Here is a 16,413-nt window from a genome sequence, read left to right as displayed (position 1 = left end):
AATCCAGATATCACTTATTGTTGCTCTAACCACTCATTAAGAGCGGCTTTGATGTCTCGTGACACTTCTTCAATCGTCTGTTGTGCGTTGATAATAACAATAGAGTCGTCTGCATTCGCCAGCTCTAAATAACGCTCACGAGTACGCTCAAAGAAGCTGATGTCCATCTTTTCAATACGATCAAGTTCGCCACGACCACGAGCACGCTCAAGACCGACACGTGGTTCGATATCCATGTACAGTGTGAATGCAGGCTTGAACTCACCTAACGTGGTATCACGTAGGTTCTTCATCAGAGATGCATCGATTTGACGACCACCACCTTGGTAAGCCTGAGAAGACAAATCATGACGATCGCCCACCACCCACTGTTCGTTTGCTAGAGCTGGCTTGATGACGTTTTCGACTAGCTGAACACGCGCTGCGTAAAGCAAAAGCAGTTCGGTCATGTCTTTTAGGTCTTCACCCTCATGCTCTTCTTTTACAAGCGCACGCATTTTTTCTGCTAGCGGTGTGCCACCAGGTTCACGAGTATTAACAATGTTTTCGATACCCGCCATCTTTAGCGTATCTAAAACTGTTTTAATGGCAGTGCTTTTACCCGCGCCTTCTAGGCCCTCAACGACAATAAAGTTTGCTTTCATCATTTGTTCTTTCTTAGTTCTCTTAAATAGGCACGTACAGCACGATTGTGCTCAGCAAGGGATTTCGAAAATACATGTCCGCCCTTTCCACTTGCTACGAAATATAGATAGTTGCTGTTTTCTGGGTTTAAAGCCGCTTCAATCGATGCTTCACCAGCCATGGCAATTGGTGTTGGCGGCAAGCCATTAATCGTGTAAGTGTTGTATGGCGTTGGTGTTCGTAAATCTTTCTTCCGGATGTTGCCATCATACGCATCGCCCATACCATAGATAACCGTCGGGTCAGTTTGTAGGCGCATACGTTTATTCAAACGGTTTACAAACACAGAAGCTACACGTTCACGCTCAGAATCAATCGCCGTCTCTTTCTCGATGATAGACGCTAAGATCAATGCTTCATATTTATCTTTGATTGGCAGTTTTTCTTGGCGTTGCTCCCAGTGAGCATCCAAAATGGCATTCAACTTATCATGAGCACGCTTCAGAATTTGACTTTCACTTGCGCCCGCAGTGTAGTGATACGTCTCTGCTAAAAACAAACCTTCTAGCTTATCTCGTTTAATACCCAATTTTTCCGCCATCTGTTTTTCAGATAAATCTGTCATATCATGCTTAACATATGGCGCAGCACTCAGTTGTTCGACCCACTCAGAAAAACGGCTACCCTCAACAAACGTAATCGCAAATTGATGCTCTTTGCCAGTATTAAGTTGTTCGAGAGTTTCGTACAACGACACATTAGGCTCAAGTTGGTAAGTGCCTGCTCGCACTTGAAGAAGCTCTGGGTAAAGGTGAGGCATTAAACGAATGTAATCAGAAGCTTCGATAATGTTGTCTTTTACAAGATCACGCATCACTCGGTGAAAGCTGGTGCCATTTTCTACGGTAAACAGCTGAGGCTGCTCTATAAGAATTGGCGAGTTAACATATTGCTTAGTCTGTGAAACAACGTAAAAAACACCAGCTGCACCAATAACGGCAATCAGTACAACAAAAGCAAACAGTTTTTTAATCACGTATTTAGATTCCCTTGAAGTCGTTGTGTCAATTTTCCAATTGGAAATAGAGTCTTATTGTTTTGCGACGTAATACTCCTAACAGGAGCAACACCTAATAGAGAGTTACACATCCAGATCTCATCGGCTTCAAGCAGCTCGGCAAGCGAATAAGTACTCACTGCCACTTTAATACCAATAACATCTAAATATTCCAGAACTTTACGGCGCTGGACGCCAGCAACACCAGATAAACTCAAATCCGGTGTAAACACACTATTATCTTTAACCCAAAAAAGGTTTGCCATTGTAGTTTCAATGACATGATTTTGCACATTTAACGTCACAGCATCGGTAAATTCAGAGCCCTCGATTTCTGCTTTGGCGAGAACTTGTTCTATTCGGTTATTATGCTTATGTCCGGCCAGAAGCGGTTGAATACCAAGGCGGGTTTCACAGACCCCTAAGTGGACACCATTTTCTTGCCAAAAAGGATAATGAGAAGGAAACGCAAAGTTAGAGACACTGACCGTAGGTCCCTCAATGCCACTTGGACTGTACCCTCGCCCACCTTCACCACGGCTGATGTGAATTTTGATACCTGCCAATTCATCTTTCAAAATAGCTTGGGTAGCCCATTCATGGACAGTGCACCAATTTGGAGAAGGTATTTGTAATGTTTTTAGGCACGCCTCCAACCGCTCGATATGTTCTGGCCAATAAACCAGTTCACCTTTTTTAGTCAAAATAGTGGTGAAGCAGCCATCGCCATACTGAAAAGAACGATCGCTAACTGAAACGTGCGTTTGTGGAAGTCCATTTACCCAGAACATTCAAATACCCTTGCTTTGTGAGCGCCAAATAAAACAAAACGGCTCAATGCTAAGCATCGAGCCGTTAGAATACAAGTTTCGTGTCTCTAAACAGTGTTAGAGATTTTTACTCAGCAAATTTTTTGAATACAAGCGAACCGTTTGTTCCGCCGAAGCCGAACGAATTACAGATAGCGTATTCCATATCAACTTTACGCGCTGTGTGCGGCACAAGGTCGATATCTAAGCCTTCTTCTGGATCATCAAGGTTGATCGTTGGTGGAACAATTTGGTCAACCAGCGATAGAACCGTAATAATAGCTTCAACCGAACCTGCAGCACCTAGTAGGTGACCAGTCATCGATTTAGTCGAAGAGACAAGTACTTGCTTAGAGCCTTCTTCACCAAGAGCACGTTTCACACCCTTGATTTCAGCAACGTCACCCGCAGGCGTTGATGTACCGTGAGCATTCACGTAACCAACTTGAGTACCTGTGATGTTTGCGTCACGCATTGCTGCTTCCATCGCTAGAGCACCACCTGAACCATCTTCACTTGGAGAAGTCATGTGGTAAGCGTCGCCAGACATGCCAAAGCCAACAAGCTCTGCGTAAATCTTAGCGCCGCGTGCTTTCGCGTGTTCATACTCTTCAAGAACCATAATACCGGCACCGTCACCAAGAACGAAACCATCACGGCCTTTATCCCAAGGACGAGACGCTTTTTGTGGTTCGTCATTGCGAGTAGAAAGCGCTTTTGCTGCACCAAAACCAGCCATACCTAGTGGAGTAGATGCTTTTTCAGCACCACCAGCAACCATAGCTTCAGCGTCACCGTATGCGATCATACGTGCCGCGTGGCCAATGTTGTGAAGACCAGTAGTACATGCTGTAGAGATCGCGATGTTTGGACCACGAAGACCACGCATGATAGATAGGTTACCTGCAACCATGTTTACGATGGTCGAAGGAACAAAAAATGGGCTAACTTTGCGAGGGCCTTTATCAACAAGTGCTGTATGACCTGTTTCGATAAGGTCTAGGCCGCCAATGCCTGAGCCGATTGCAACACCAACTCGAGCCGCGTTTTCTTCGGTAATTTGTAAGCCAGAGTCATCTAGCGCTTGGATACCAGCAGCAATGCCGTATTGGATGAATAGATCCATTTTACGCGCATCTTTTTTAGACATGTACTCTGTGCAATCGAAATCTTTTACAAGACCTGCAAAACGAGTTGAGAAGTTTGTTGCATCGAAATGTTCGATGTTAACAATACCACTTTGACCTTCTAGCAGGGCTTTCCAAGATGATTCGACTGTGTTGCCTACCGGTGACAACATACCCATGCCAGTGACAACTACACGACGCTTGGACACGATATAATTCTCCGGGAATTGAATGTTTCTATGAGAGGATAGAAGAAGTTAGAAAGAACACAGGCGGTCTAGGAGACCGCCTGGGAGAGATAATTACTGAGCGCTGTTTACGTAGTCGATTGCAGCTTGAACAGTAGTGATTTTCTCAGCTTCTTCGTCAGGAATCTCAGTGTCGAATTCCTCTTCTAGAGCCATAACTAGCTCTACAGTGTCTAGAGAATCAGCACCTAGATCATCAACAAATGAAGCTTCGTTTTTAACTTCTGCTTCGTCTACACCTAGCTGTTCAACAATGATTTTCTTTACGCGTTCTTCGATGTTGCTCATTTTTCTTTTCCTTTACAGATTTCGCCTAATGCGATGATTCCGTAGTTTATTCGAACTATTGAAAGTTGCAAGGGGGTCCTTGCTGGTCAAACCACAAAATTAGCGAATTTAACCGAATTTCAATACATTTTTGACTTAAATCATGCACAAATCTTGCGCATGAGCATGACAACTTAATGACAGTTAACAGCAACTATAGGCTATTTTTCACAAAGTAAAACAGCTTATTTTGCGCGAACTGTGCATTAAACCATGTACATGCCACCATTTACATGCAAAGTTTCACCAGTAATGTAAGCCGCTTCAGGTGAAGCAAGGAACACAACTGCTGATGCAATTTCACGTGGGTCACCTAGACGACCTGCAGGCACGTTTGACAACGTTGCTGCACGTTGGTCATCATTTAGCGCCTTAGTCATGTCAGTTTCAATAAAACCAGGTGCTACTGTATTTACTGTCACGCCACGAGAAGCAACTTCACGAGCCATCGACTTAGTAAAGCCAATCACGCCCGCTTTTGCTGCAGCATAGTTAGTTTGACCAGCGTTACCCATAGTACCAACAACTGAACCTACATTGATGATACGACCCGCACGTTTTTTCATCATGCCGCGTAAAACCGCTTTAGACATGCGATAGATAGGCGTTAGGTTCGTATTGATGATGTCATTCCACTCATCATCTTTCATGCGCATAAGTAGGTTATCACGCGTGATACCAGCGTTGTTAACTAGGATATCGATCGCACCAAACTCATCGTTGATGTTTTTTAGTGTCGCTTCGATTGACTCAACGTCAGTTACGTTAAGTGCAAGGCCTTTGCCATTTTCACCTAGGTATTCGCTGATCGCTGCTGCGCCGCCTTCAGACGTTGCAGTACCGATAACTGTCGCACCGCGTTCAACAAGAAGTTCAGCAATTGCACGACCGATGCCACGGCTCGCGCCTGTCACTAGGGCAATTTTACCTTCTAGATTCATCATGTTGTGTTTTCCTTTTCTTATCGTGAGTAAATTACTTAGCGGCTTCTAGCGACGCGACGTCGTTAACAGCTGCTGCGCTTAGTGTTTTCACGATACGTTTTGTTAGACCTGTCAGTACTTTACCAGGACCAAGCTCAAGAAGATTTTCTACGCCTTGCTCACTCATTAGCTGCACGCTCTCAGTCCAGCGAACTGGGCTGTGTAACTGGCGAACAAGTGCATCTTTGATTTTTGCAGGATCCGTTTCTGCTGCCACATCAACGTTGTTGATTACTGGAAGCTGTGGCGCATTGAATTCAATAGACTCTAGCGCAACGGCTAGTTTCTCTGCTGCTGGTTTCATTAGTGCACAGTGTGAAGGCACAGAAACTGGAAGAGGAAGTGCACGTTTAGCACCTGCTTCTTTACATAGTGCGCCTGCGCGCGCTACTGCGTCTTTGCTACCTGCAATAACAACTTGACCAGGCGAGTTGAAGTTTACTGGAGAAACGACGTCACCTTGTGCTGCTTCTTCACAAGCTTTTGCAATGGCTTCATCATCTAAACCGATGATCGCGTACATTGCACCAGTACCCGCAGGTACCGCTTCTTGCATCAGTTGACCACGTAGCTCAACCAGTTTGATTGCTTCTTTAAAGTCAATCACACCAGCACACACAAGCGCTGAGTACTCACCTAGGCTGTGACCCGCTAGGTTTGCTGGTTGCTCTAGACCAAGATCTTGCCATACACGCCAGATAGCCACAGATGAAGCTAGTAATGCAGGCTGAGTACGGAAAGTTTGGTTTAGATCTTCTGCAGGTCCATTTTGAACAAGCGCCCATAGGTCGTAACCTAGTGCGTCAGATGCTTCTGCAAATGTTTGTTTCACTACGTCATATTGTTCGCCTAGGTCAGCAAGCATACCTACAGCTTGTGAACCTTGACCTGGAAATACGATAGCAAACTTGCTCATGTTGTTTTCCTTTAAGCAAAGTAAAAAGAAATAAGATGCACCGCAGCGCATCTTAAATTTTGAATTCTTGTGAAAGTTAGAACTTCACCAGAGCTGAGCCCCAAGTGAATCCGCCGCCAAACGCTTCAAGAAGCAGAGTTTGACCACGTTTAATACGACCATCACGTACCGCTTCATCCAGTGCTGTTGGCACGGTTGCTGCTGATGTGTTGCCGTGTTTATCAAGTGTAATCACGACTTGGTCTAGTGACATCGAAAGCTTCTTCGCTGTCGCTGAAATGATGCGGTAGTTCGCTTGATGCGGAACCAGCCAGTCTAGTTCAGACTTATGCATGTCGTTCGCTTCAAGCGTATCTTTTACTAGCCTTGAAAGCTGAGTAACGGCTACTTTGAACACTTCGTTTCCAGCCATATGCAGCCACTTGTTCGCATCTTTACCACGTTCAGGAACAGGCAGGCTCAATAGATCGCCAAACTGGCCGTCTGAATATACGTGCGTAGAAATAATGCCAGGCTCTTCGCTTGCACCAAGGACAACGGCACCCGCAGCATCACCAAATAAGATGATAGTTGAGCGATCCGTTGGATCACATGTTTTCGACAATGCGTCTGCACCAATCACAAGCACATTTTTGCACATGCCAGATTTGATGTGTTGATCAGCAACAGACAATGCGTATACAAAGCCTGAACAAGCAGCGGCTAAGTCGAATGCAGGACAACCTTTAATGCCAAGCTTTCCTTGCACCTGACACGCAGATGAAGGGAAAGTATGGCTACTGCTAGTAGTAGCAACGATAATCAGGTCGATATCGTTTTTGTCGATGCCGGCCATATCGATAGCGTTTGCAGCTGCGTAGAATGCCATATCTGCAACTGTTTCATCTTCTGCTGCAATTCGACGCTCTTTAATACCAGTACGAGCTACGATCCACTCGTCACTTGTATCTACCATTTTCTCTAGGTCTGCGTTAGTACGCACCTGAGATGGCAGGTAGCTGCCAGTACCTAAAATTTTGCTATACATGAAGACTAATAATGCCTCTCGAGTAAAACCGCTTCCAAACGATCGCTAATACGGCTTGGTACTTGTCGTTTGACCTCGTGTACTGCCTCGCCAAGTGCATTGACAATCGCAGATACATCCGCACTTCCATGGCTTTTTATGACGATGCCGCGCAATCCTAGCAAACTTGCGCCGTTATACTGGTCGGGGTTCAGTGTTTTTAGTTCATTAAATAGCCGAGAAAACAGTTTTCTAGCAATCCATCCCTTTATCGTTGATGCCATCATGCTGGTTTTTAGTTTTTCGATAAAGAGTTGCGCTGTTCCCTCGCTGGCTTTTAAGCATACGTTACCGACAAAGCCATCACAAACAATGACATCGGCCACGTCATGCAAAATTTGATTACCTTCAATATAACCCACAAAATTAATTGCGTCGGTTTGAGAAAGCATTTCTGCACAGCGTTTGACTAAATCGTTTCCTTTAATTTCTTCAGCACCAATATTCAGTACCGCCACTCGAGGTGGGTGGCCAAGATGCTCTTCGGCTAATGCACTGCCCATTACAGCAAACTGAAATAAACTGTCAGCATCGCACGACACATTTGCACCAAGATCTAACATCCAAGTACGTTTGCCACTGATGGTTGGTAATGCGGAAACTAAAGCAGGACGCTCAATACCAGGAAGCAGTTTAAGAATAAATCGTGAGAGCGCCATAAGGGCACCGGTGTTCCCACCACTCACACATGCATCTGCTCCGTTTTCAGAAACGAGATCGATAGCCATACGCATAGAGCTGTTTTGGCTGTTACGTAATGCTAATGAAGGCTTTTCTGAATTTGAAATCACTTTCTCGCTATGAAGAATGCTCAAACGAGAACTGGTCGAGGTGCCTAGTTGGGATAATTGAGACGTGATCAGAGGTTGATCACCTATAAGAATCACTTTTAGCTCTGGGAAATGAGACAGTGCCTGCACGGCGGCAGGCACTGTTACGCGTGGACCGAAATCCCCGCCCATTGCATCAAGTGCAACGGTAATACTTTGCAAAGGTTCAACCTTACTTGTTGATAACCTTTTGACCACGGTAGTAACCTTCAGCAGTTACGTTGTGGCGTAGGTGAGTTTCACCAGAAGTCGCGTCTACAGATAGTGCAGCTGTAGTTAGCGCATCGTGTGAACGACGCATACCGCGCTTAGAACGAGTTTTACGGTTTTTCTGTACGGCCATTGACCCTACTCCTATACTATTGGGTTAAAAACCTAAAGAAGAAGCGGCTACCACACCAGTTACTTTTTCAGATTTTTCAAAACGTCGAATGGATTCGGTTTTTGTTCCTCAATTTCTTCAGGAATCTCACCAAAAACCATGTTATTTGAATCAACGCTACAATCCGCTTCGTCGTGCATTGCGATTTGAGGCAATGTTAAGATGAACTCGTCTTCAACTAGTTGTATAAGGTCTAATTCACCGTACTCATTTAGATCTACCAAATCATAAATTTCTGGTGCTTCCTCTTCCGTCTTCTCACCGTAGTAAGGAGTGTAAAGGAATTCAACTTCACACTGATGTGTGAATACCTCATTACAACGCTGACACTCTAAATCGACTTCGATGTTAGCTTTACCAGAGATAACAACAAGTCGCTGTTCATCAAGATCAAATGACAATGAGACTTCTGCGTCGCGTTTTACGCCTTCAGTTGTTTCCGCTAAGCGCTTGAAAAGACTAGCTTGGATGATGCCATCGTAATCTAATCGTTTCTGTGCGGACTTCGCCGGATCAACCGTTCGCGGTATTTTTACCTTTTGCATAGGGCGCGAATATTATCTTCCAAATCAAAATTAGTCAAAGAAAAAGGCAAAAAAGTTGTACTTTTTTACGCTTAACATACAGAGCATTAGCCAGAATCGATTTTGATCGATTATCCTATTGGAAATGCTTGTGCGAATTGTAATTCAAAATGAAAAATTACCAACTGGTTTTAGCCTCAACCTCCCCTTTTCGTAAACAACTGCTTGAAAAACTAGCAGTGCCTTTTACTTGCTTGTCACCGAACAGCGACGAGACACCTTTGCCGAACGAGACACCTTTAGAACTGGTGCAAAGGCTCGCAATTAGTAAAGCCACCTCTTGTGACACAACCGATAACAGCTTAGTGATAGGCAGTGACCAAGTCTGTGTTATTGACGGTAATATAGTTGGCAAGCCGTTGAACCGAGAAAACGCCATTAAGCAATTATTAGCTCAAAGCGGTAAAACTATCACTTTCTATACTGGCCTTGCCGTACACAACACTAATACGAACCATACTGAGGTCGGCTTCGATACGTTTGAAGTGCATTTTAGAGCGTTAACCCAAGAACAAATCGAACGTTACGTCGATAGAGAAGAGCCATTTTACTGCGCAGGCAGTTTTAAGAGTGAAGGCATGGGGATTTGTCTGTTTAAGAAGTTAGTCGGCAAAGATCCGAATACGTTAGTCGGGCTGCCGCTTATTGATTTGATCGACATGCTGCAAAAACAAGGGCTAGATATTTTGTAGGGAATCAGGAATCAGCTCTATTTTGTCTTTCTACATACCAATTCTGTCAACTCCAGTTAGAACTTAGCTTCTTTCACATGCCCTCCAACGGAGCGCTTCCGAATATTAGAGCGCTGCATTCCGAACGCCCTTGTAATCCAACTCAACGATCAAAAAAGCCGATGTATTAACATCGGCTTTTACATAGTTTTTTGCAGTCCAGAAGGAGTAGATACTCTTACCTCTACTTTTTACGCAAACCCGCTAAGACTTTCTCTAATTTCGCTTCCATCGGCGCGTTGATTTCCATCCACTCATCATTCGATGGGTGCTGGAACTTGATGTTAGCTGCGTGTAGGAACAAACGGTTCAAACCAACCTGACCAGTGTACGCATCAAAACGACGATCCCCATAGCGGTCATCCCATGCAATTGGGTGGCCCGTGTATTGAGTATGCACACGAATCTGGTGAGTACGCCCCGTAATTGGGCTGGCTTGAATCAACGTTGCTTGCTCGAATTTCTCCAACACTTTAAAACGCGTCTCAGACGGCTTACCGTTTGGATTCACTCGAACAATACTGTTCACTTCGTTTTTAAGAAGTGGCGCATTAACAACTTTGCAGCTGTTTTTCCACTCGCCCATCACAAGCGCGAAGTAAAACTTCTTCACTGTTTTCTCACGGAACTGTGCTTGCAGGTGACGCAGTGCTGAACGCTTCTTCGCAACAAGTAAGATTCCGGATGTATCACGGTCAATGCGATGAACAAGTTCAAGGAAGCGAGCTTGTGGACGCAGTGCTCTGAGTGCCTCAATCGCACCAAACTTCAAACCACTTCCACCGTGCACTGCCGTACCGGATGGCTTGTTGAGAATCAAAAGATGATCGTCTTCAAAAATGATCTTATCTTCTAACTCTGCCACTTTATTTAGCTTCGTACTTGGTGCAACGTCGTCTTCTTTCTTTTCTACCGTAACTGGAGGAATACGAACAAGATCGCCTGCTTTTAGTTTGTACTCTGCTTTAATGCGCTTTTTATTTACGCGTACTTCGCCCTTGCGCACAATTCGATAAATCATGCTCTTTGGGATGTCTTTTAATTGGTTACGCAAGAAATTATCAATGCGTTGACCCGCCATATCTTCGTCGATATCGACGAACTGGACTTGTGTTCTTATTTCGCTCATGGCCGCTATTGTAAACCCAAATCTGTGTGACTTCACATTATTCTTGCTGCAAAAGAAACACTTGTAGTCATAAATAGCCCCAAAACACGCCAAGCTTTTGTTTAGATTATTAAAAGTCTTTATCAACTTCTCTATTTGTTTCTCGTCTTTCTCAGTTTGCGAGACTCAAGTGCTTATGAAACAGCCAGTTATAAATTACAAAAATTGAATTTAGCGCCAATTTTTCCATCGTTTGCGCTAAAGCAGATTGCTGATATCAACCTGCGCTGCTATAGTTCACAGCTGCTAAGGAAGGTTTGGTTACATTTTGTTCATTACCAATCATTTACCCCAAGCAATGTGAGTAGGTTGTTGAATGTCAGGTGCAGCATTGGCGTAAGACACATTGAGTTCAACACACTTGTCACTCTACTCCTCGCATATTCACGTTGAGTATCAACCGCCCGAATAGCGGGTCACAAGTTTCCGTTTCCAACGAAACCCAAAAGAATTTGTGATGACTGAAGTGCCCGAGAGCATCCCCTTCCAGCCGGGAGGCTGCAAAATATAAGCCATGGGATCAGGCACCGTGAAAGAGCGAAAAACCAGTGACAAGTTGCAAAGAAATATAAAAGAAAAGACAACGAGAAATTTTCAATGAAAAGAATGTTAATTAACGCAACTCAAAAAGAAGAGTTGCGTGTCGCTCTGGTTGATGGCCAGCGACTTTTCGATCTTGATATCGAGAGTCCAGGTCATGAATCTAAAAAAGCGAATATCTACAAAGGACGTATCACACGTATCGAACCAAGCTTAGAAGCCGCATTTGTTGATTACGGTGCTGAGCGTCACGGTTTCCTCCCTCTCAAAGAAATTGCCCGCGAATATTTCCCTGAAGGTTACACTTACCAAGGTCGCCCAAGCATTAAAGAAGTGCTGACTGAAGGTCAAGAAGTAATCGTGCAAGTGGAAAAAGAAGAACGTGGTAGTAAGGGTGCAGCCCTAACTACGTTCATTTCTCTTGCGGGTAGCTACCTTGTTCTCATGCCTAATAACCCTCGTGCTGGCGGTATTTCTCGCCGTATCGAAGGTGACGAGCGCACTCAACTGAAAGCCGCTTTAAGCACGTTAGAACTACCACAAGGTATGGGTCTAATCGTACGTACTGCAGGCGTAGGTAAGAGTGCAGAAGAACTTGAGTGGGACTTGAACGTACTACTTAACCACTGGGGTGCGATTAAGGGCGCAGCAGATTCTAACCCTGCTCCATTCCTAATCCACCAAGAAAGTAACGTAATCGTTCGTGCAATCCGTGACTACCTACGTCGTGATATCGGTGAGATTCTAATCGACAGCAATACCATCTACGAACGTGCTAAAGAGCACATTCAGCTGGTACGCCCAGATTTCATCAGCCGCGTTAAAAAATACGAAGGCGAAGTACCGCTATTTAGCCACTACCAAATCGAAAGCCAAATTGAATCGGCTTTCCAACGTGAAGTGCGTCTACCATCCGGTGGTTCTATCGTAATCGACCCAACAGAAGCGCTAACTTCTATCGACATCAACTCTGCTCGCGCAACAAAGGGTGGTGATATCGAAGAAACAGCATTGAATACTAACTTAGAAGCAGCAGACGAAATTGCTCGTCAATTGCGTCTACGTGACCTTGGTGGTTTGGTTGTTATCGACTTTATCGATATGACACCAGTTCGCCACCAACGTGAAGTTGAAAACCGTCTACGTGAAGCTGTTCGCCTAGACCGTGCTCGCGTTCAGATTGGTCGTATTTCTCGCTTTGGCCTTCTAGAAATGTCTCGTCAACGTTTGAGCCCTTCTCTTGCAGAAGCGAGCCACCATATCTGTCCTCGCTGTAGCGGTACAGGTGTCGTTCGTGATAATGAATCCCTAGCTCTATCCGTCCTTCGTTTAATCGAAGAAGAAGCACTGAAAGACAACACCGCGCAAGTTCTTGCCGTTGTACCTGTTCCGATTGCCTCTTACCTTTTGAACGAAAAGCGTCGCTCAGTAAACCACATCGAGCGTATCCAAGAAGTTAAGATCACCGTTGTTCCTAACTCTGATATGGAAACGCCACACTTCGAAGTGATTCGTGTACGCGAAGGTGAAGAGTTTGACCTGCTTTCTTACCTACTTCCTAAGAAATTGGAAGCAATGAAAGAAGCAGAAGGCAAAGAACCTGTTGAAGTTGAAATCAAACCAAAACGTATTGAAGAACCAGTACTAAAAGGCTTCGCTTCACCAACTCAAACTGCACCAGCTCCGGCTTCTAAACCAGCACCAGCTGCTAAGAAGAAAGAAGTGGTACAGGAAGAGAAACCTGGGTTGTTCAGCCGTCTATTCAAAGCACTAGGTAGCTTCCTATTTGGTGGTTCTGAAGAAGTTAAAGAAGAGCCGAAACAAGAAGAGAAGAAACCAAACCGCGACAATAAACGCAACAAACGTGATCGCAACGACCGCCGTCGCAACAATCAGCGTGGCGAAAACCGTGAGAATCGTGGTGACAGAGATAACCGTGATGGCAACCGCGACAACAAACGTCGTCGTAAACCACGTGAAGAGCAGTCAACAGAGCAGAACGAAACACAGCAGCAGTCTAATAAACCGCAAAACCGTAACCAAAAGCGCAAGCCAAAACCTCAACAAGCTGAAAAAGCTCAAGAGCAAAAGGCAAACGCTAAAGTTGCGGAAAAAGGTCTACAACTAGCTGCCGAAGCTCGTACTGGTTCAGAGGCGAAGCCTGAAGAAAACAAAGCGAAGCCAAACGCGAAAGCAGAAAAAGTGAAAGAGCGTCGTCAACGTCGCAAACTGAACAAATCTGTTCGAGTGAAGGACCAACAAGCCGCCGAGCAAGCAGTTGAAACTGTAAAAGCCGTTGAACCTGTTGAAGCGCCAGTTGAAAAGCCAGTAGAGGCAGCAGCAGAAGCACAACAAGACAACAAGGCAGAGTCGAAGCAACGTCGTAACCGTCGTTCTCCACGTCACCTACGTGCAAGTGGTCAACGTCGTCGTCGTGGTCGTGATCGCCGCCCTAACCCATTCCGCCTACGTAAAGGTGGTGTAGCCTCTCCAGAGATGGCAATGGGTAAAGTAATGCCACGTTACATTCCAAAACCAGCGCCTAAGAAGGAAGAGCGAGTTCAGGAAGAAACCGTTATTGCAACATCAGCGGTACCAGCAATGCAAGGTGGTTTTGCTTGTCCAGAAATGGCGATGGGGAAAGTTATCATTCGTCGTGAACAACCTATTGTTACTGAAACACCAGCTGTTGAACCGAAAGTTCAAGAGACTGTTGAAGCAAAAACTGAAACACCAGTTGTAGAAACGGTTGTTGTTGAAGCACCAGTCGTGGCTGAACAAGCTCCAGTTGTTGAAGTCGTTGAGGCTGTTGAAACTCCAGTGGTTGATGCAACAGAAACCGTTGTAGAAGCAGCACCTGTGGTAGAAGCGATTGAAGAAGCAGCAGAAGAAGTTGCCGTTGCAATCGAAACACCAGCAGTAACAGCAGAGCCAAAAGCAGAAGTCATCAAAGTTGTAGCTAAACCACAAGCTAGCGCACCAATGACGAAAGCACCTGGTCCTCAAGAAATTCGCGAAATTTCTGTTACCGCAGCACCGCTTAAAGCTGAACGTTACACGTCGAAAGGCGCTGGTAGCCAAGTAGCAACAAACAGTGCAACAGCGGCAATGACAAAACCGAACTTTAACTAAGTTTGAAACTGTCATAGCTTAAAGCTAAATAAAAGGCTGCCATTTGGCAGCCTTTTTTGTTACTTATCGTGTTAACTGAAATTGTTCATATTAATATCAACAACTGATCACATTTGTCGGTCATTATCCCTATCATTCTTGAACTTAATCACACTTTTCGGTAGCATTCTCCGACTCAAGTTTTCGACACCATTCTGATGCTGCTCTTTTTTTACTACGGTTTGTGCTGATCGAAGTGGCTAACACTTCACCTATCAGTACTTGTGCAAATATGAATATGTGTCGAGAGAAATTCATCGCCAAGAGAACTCAATACAAACCATGTTCGAATTTCCTCAATTTTCTAAGCACTCCGTAAAAAATGATGTGCTTTCAGGCTTAACCGTTGCGCTTGCGCTGGTTCCTGAAGCAGTAGCATTCGCCTTCGTTGCAGGTGTAGATCCAATGGTCGGTCTATATGCTGCATTCATTGTAGGCCTTATCACCTCTATCTTTGGTGGCCGTCCTGGCATGATTTCAGGTGCGACCGGTGCAATGGCAGTGGTAATGGTATCGCTAGTTGCAACCCACGGCGTGCAATATCTATTTGCCGCGATTATGCTGGCGGGTATTCTTCAGATTGCCGCTGGTTTATTCAAACTAGGTAAATTCATCCGTATCGTTCCACATCCAGTAATGATTGGTTTTGTAAACGGTCTGGCTATTGTTATCTTCCTAGCACAGTTAGGTCAGTTTAAAGCGCCTGATATCAACGGTATGCTAACTTGGTTACCACAGGACCAAATGTTCCTTATGCTAGGTTTGGTTGCTTTGACGATGGGCATCATCCACTTCCTACCTAAGATCACCACAGCTGTGCCATCTTCGCTTGTTGCGATCGTGACAGTGACAGCGCTTGTTGTTGGTTTGGATCTGGAAACTCGCACAGTAGTAGACTTCCTACGTACTATGTCTGGTGACGAAGCAGCGACTTTGGCGGGCTCTCTCCCTACATTCTCCATTCCAGCGGTACCATTGACACTTGAAACACTACAAATCATTCTGCCGTACGCAATCATCCTTGCAGCTATCGGCCTGATTGAGTCTCTATTGACGCTGACGGTTCTAGATGAAATGACGAATACTCGCGGTCAATCGAACCGTGAATGTATCGGTCAAGGCATGGCAAACATGACGTGTTCAGTATTTGGTGCGATGGGTGGCTGTGCAATGATTGGTCAATCAATGATCAACGTAAATTCAGGTGGTCGTGGTCGACTTTCTGGCATCGTTGCAGCAAGTGCACTTCTGATCTTTATCCTATTTGCATCATCGCTTATCGAAATGATCCCTCTAGCTGCGCTAGTCGGTGTGATGTTCATGGTTGTAATTGGCACATTTGAATGGGCGACCTTCAAGCTTGCACGCCGTGTTCCTAAACAAGACTTCTTCGTTATCGTTCTAGTAACTGTCGTTACGGTGCTGACTGACCTTGCGGTCGCCGTTGCTGTCGGTGTTATTGCATCAGCGCTGATGTTTGCATGGCAGCACGCAAAACACATCTACGCAGACACTCGTTTGAATGAAGAAGGCTCTAAAGAATACAAAATCCATGGCCCTATCTTCTTCGGTTCTGCGGCTAACTTCCTAGAGCTATTTAACGCGCATGGTGATCCTAAAGACGTGATCGTCGACTTCGCGGATTCACGTGTCACTGACCACTCTGCTATTGAAGCAATTGAAACGCTTGCAGAGCGCTATGCAGCACTTGGTAAAACGCTTCATCTGCGTCACCTAAGTCCTGACTGTCGCAAGCTTCTTGATAAAGCTGGTAGCTTGGTTGAAATCAATGTGAAAGAAGATCCAAGCTATAAAGTAGCAACAGACATTCTAGCGGGTTAATCCCAAAT

At 45.0% G+C, this 16,413-nt stretch carries 15 protein-coding genes; 3 read left to right on the top strand and 12 right to left on the bottom strand.

The genetic code is table 11. The features are described from left to right. Positions 1-14: 14 nt before the first annotated feature. From tmk to yceD, 11 genes are all read right to left on the bottom strand, one after another. Entirely contained in the window at positions 15-647 is a 633-nt protein-coding gene (gene tmk / locus C1S74_RS16370; RefSeq protein WP_045396114.1) for a dTMP kinase, read from the bottom strand. Beyond that, positions 644-1,660 carry an endolytic transglycosylase MltG gene (mltG, locus tag C1S74_RS16365; protein ID WP_045396112.1) on the bottom strand — a complete coding sequence of 339 codons (1,017 nt, stop codon included), beginning with the start codon at positions 1,658-1,660 and terminating at the stop codon, positions 644-646. The genes tmk and mltG overlap by 4 nt, the downstream gene beginning before the upstream one ends. After that, on the bottom strand, positions 1,657-2,472 hold the full coding sequence (pabC, locus tag C1S74_RS16360; RefSeq protein ID WP_045396109.1) for an aminodeoxychorismate lyase: 816 nt from the start codon (positions 2,470-2,472) through the stop codon (positions 1,657-1,659). Before pabC ends, mltG begins: the two co-directional genes overlap by 4 nt. Before the next feature lie 106 nt (positions 2,473-2,578). Beyond that, positions 2,579-3,826 carry a beta-ketoacyl-ACP synthase II gene (gene fabF, locus C1S74_RS16355; RefSeq protein WP_038869452.1) on the bottom strand — a complete coding sequence of 416 codons (1,248 nt, stop codon included), beginning with the start codon at positions 3,824-3,826 and terminating at the stop codon, positions 2,579-2,581. Positions 3,827-3,919: 93 nt separating this feature from the next. Further along, positions 3,920-4,153, bottom strand: coding sequence for an acyl carrier protein (acpP, locus tag C1S74_RS16350; protein ID WP_004406112.1), 234 nt, complete (start codon positions 4,151-4,153; stop codon positions 3,920-3,922). A gap of 245 nt (positions 4,154-4,398) precedes the next feature. After that, positions 4,399-5,133, bottom strand: a complete 735-nt coding sequence (fabG, locus tag C1S74_RS16345) for a 3-oxoacyl-ACP reductase FabG (protein WP_026000247.1) — start codon at positions 5,131-5,133, stop codon at positions 4,399-4,401. Positions 5,134-5,167: 34 nt separating this feature from the next. Next, complete coding sequence (gene fabD / locus C1S74_RS16340; RefSeq protein WP_045396106.1) at positions 5,168-6,091, bottom strand: ACP S-malonyltransferase; 924 nt, start codon at positions 6,089-6,091, stop codon at positions 5,168-5,170. Between the two features lie 76 nt (positions 6,092-6,167). After that, the gene (locus C1S74_RS16335) at positions 6,168-7,118 is read right to left on the bottom strand and encodes a beta-ketoacyl-ACP synthase III (RefSeq protein ID WP_045396103.1); all 951 of its coding nucleotides are present in this window, start codon (positions 7,116-7,118) and stop codon (positions 6,168-6,170) included. A 5-nt stretch (positions 7,119-7,123) separates the two neighbouring features. Then, positions 7,124-8,149 (bottom strand): phosphate acyltransferase PlsX, encoded by a 1,026-nt coding sequence (plsX, locus tag C1S74_RS16330; RefSeq protein ID WP_038869447.1) that lies wholly within the window; start codon positions 8,147-8,149, stop codon positions 7,124-7,126. 10 nt (positions 8,150-8,159) lie between these two features. Next, on the bottom strand, positions 8,160-8,330 hold the full coding sequence (gene rpmF / locus C1S74_RS16325; protein ID WP_005396978.1) for a 50S ribosomal protein L32: 171 nt from the start codon (positions 8,328-8,330) through the stop codon (positions 8,160-8,162). Between the two features lie 59 nt (positions 8,331-8,389). Further along, positions 8,390-8,914, bottom strand: coding sequence for a 23S rRNA accumulation protein YceD (gene yceD, locus C1S74_RS16320; protein WP_045396100.1), 525 nt, complete (start codon positions 8,912-8,914; stop codon positions 8,390-8,392). Between the two features lie 149 nt (positions 8,915-9,063). Between yceD and C1S74_RS16315 the strand changes: the two genes are divergently transcribed. After that, positions 9,064-9,645 carry a Maf family protein gene (locus C1S74_RS16315; protein WP_038869442.1) on the top strand — a complete coding sequence of 194 codons (582 nt, stop codon included), beginning with the start codon at positions 9,064-9,066 and terminating at the stop codon, positions 9,643-9,645. Between the two features lie 223 nt (positions 9,646-9,868). On the opposite strand, the gene rluC is transcribed toward C1S74_RS16315, so the two are convergent. After that, positions 9,869-10,813, bottom strand: a complete 945-nt coding sequence (gene rluC / locus C1S74_RS16310; RefSeq protein WP_009707033.1) for a 23S rRNA pseudouridine(955/2504/2580) synthase RluC — start codon at positions 10,811-10,813, stop codon at positions 9,869-9,871. Positions 10,814-11,449: 636 nt separating this feature from the next. On the opposite strand from rluC, the gene rne reads away from it, so the two are divergent. Together rne and C1S74_RS16295 are read left to right on the top strand one after the other, a co-directional pair. After that, complete coding sequence (gene rne, locus C1S74_RS16305; protein ID WP_042604472.1) at positions 11,450-14,524, top strand: ribonuclease E; 3,075 nt, start codon at positions 11,450-11,452, stop codon at positions 14,522-14,524. Between the two features lie 321 nt (positions 14,525-14,845). Beyond that, entirely contained in the window at positions 14,846-16,405 is a 1,560-nt protein-coding gene (locus tag C1S74_RS16295) for a SulP family inorganic anion transporter (RefSeq protein WP_045396096.1), read from the top strand. Positions 16,406-16,413: the final 8 nt, after the last annotated feature.

The sequence above is a fragment of the Vibrio hyugaensis genome (genome assembly GCF_002906655.1).
Classification (GTDB): domain Bacteria; phylum Pseudomonadota; class Gammaproteobacteria; order Enterobacterales; family Vibrionaceae; genus Vibrio; species Vibrio hyugaensis.
This window is presented reverse-complemented; position numbering and strand designations above follow the sequence as displayed.

What these genes read in the sequence shown, in the direction of transcription:
- C1S74_RS16295 (WP_045396096.1), top strand. Translation starts at nt 14,846, where the DNA reads ATGTTCGAATTTCCTCAATTTTCTAAGCACTCCGTAAAAAATGATGTG.
- C1S74_RS16335 (WP_045396103.1), bottom strand. Translation starts at nt 7,118, where the DNA reads ATGTATAGCAAAATTTTAGGTACTGGCAGCTACCTGCCATCTCAGGTG.
- C1S74_RS16315 (WP_038869442.1), top strand. Translation starts at nt 9,064, where the DNA reads ATGAAAAATTACCAACTGGTTTTAGCCTCAACCTCCCCTTTTCGTAAA.
- tmk (WP_045396114.1), bottom strand. Translation starts at nt 647, where the DNA reads ATGATGAAAGCAAACTTTATTGTCGTTGAGGGCCTAGAAGGCGCGGGT.
- rpmF (WP_005396978.1), bottom strand. Translation starts at nt 8,330, where the DNA reads ATGGCCGTACAGAAAAACCGTAAAACTCGTTCTAAGCGCGGTATGCGT.
- yceD (WP_045396100.1), bottom strand. Translation starts at nt 8,914, where the DNA reads ATGCAAAAGGTAAAAATACCGCGAACGGTTGATCCGGCGAAGTCCGCA.
- acpP (WP_004406112.1), bottom strand. Translation starts at nt 4,153, where the DNA reads ATGAGCAACATCGAAGAACGCGTAAAGAAAATCATTGTTGAACAGCTA.
- fabG (WP_026000247.1), bottom strand. Translation starts at nt 5,133, where the DNA reads ATGAATCTAGAAGGTAAAATTGCCCTAGTGACAGGCGCGAGCCGTGGC.
- rne (WP_042604472.1), top strand. Translation starts at nt 11,450, where the DNA reads ATGAAAAGAATGTTAATTAACGCAACTCAAAAAGAAGAGTTGCGTGTC.
- rluC (WP_009707033.1), bottom strand. Translation starts at nt 10,813, where the DNA reads ATGAGCGAAATAAGAACACAAGTCCAGTTCGTCGATATCGACGAAGAT.
- fabD (WP_045396106.1), bottom strand. Translation starts at nt 6,091, where the DNA reads ATGAGCAAGTTTGCTATCGTATTTCCAGGTCAAGGTTCACAAGCTGTA.
- pabC (WP_045396109.1), bottom strand. Translation starts at nt 2,472, where the DNA reads ATGTTCTGGGTAAATGGACTTCCACAAACGCACGTTTCAGTTAGCGAT.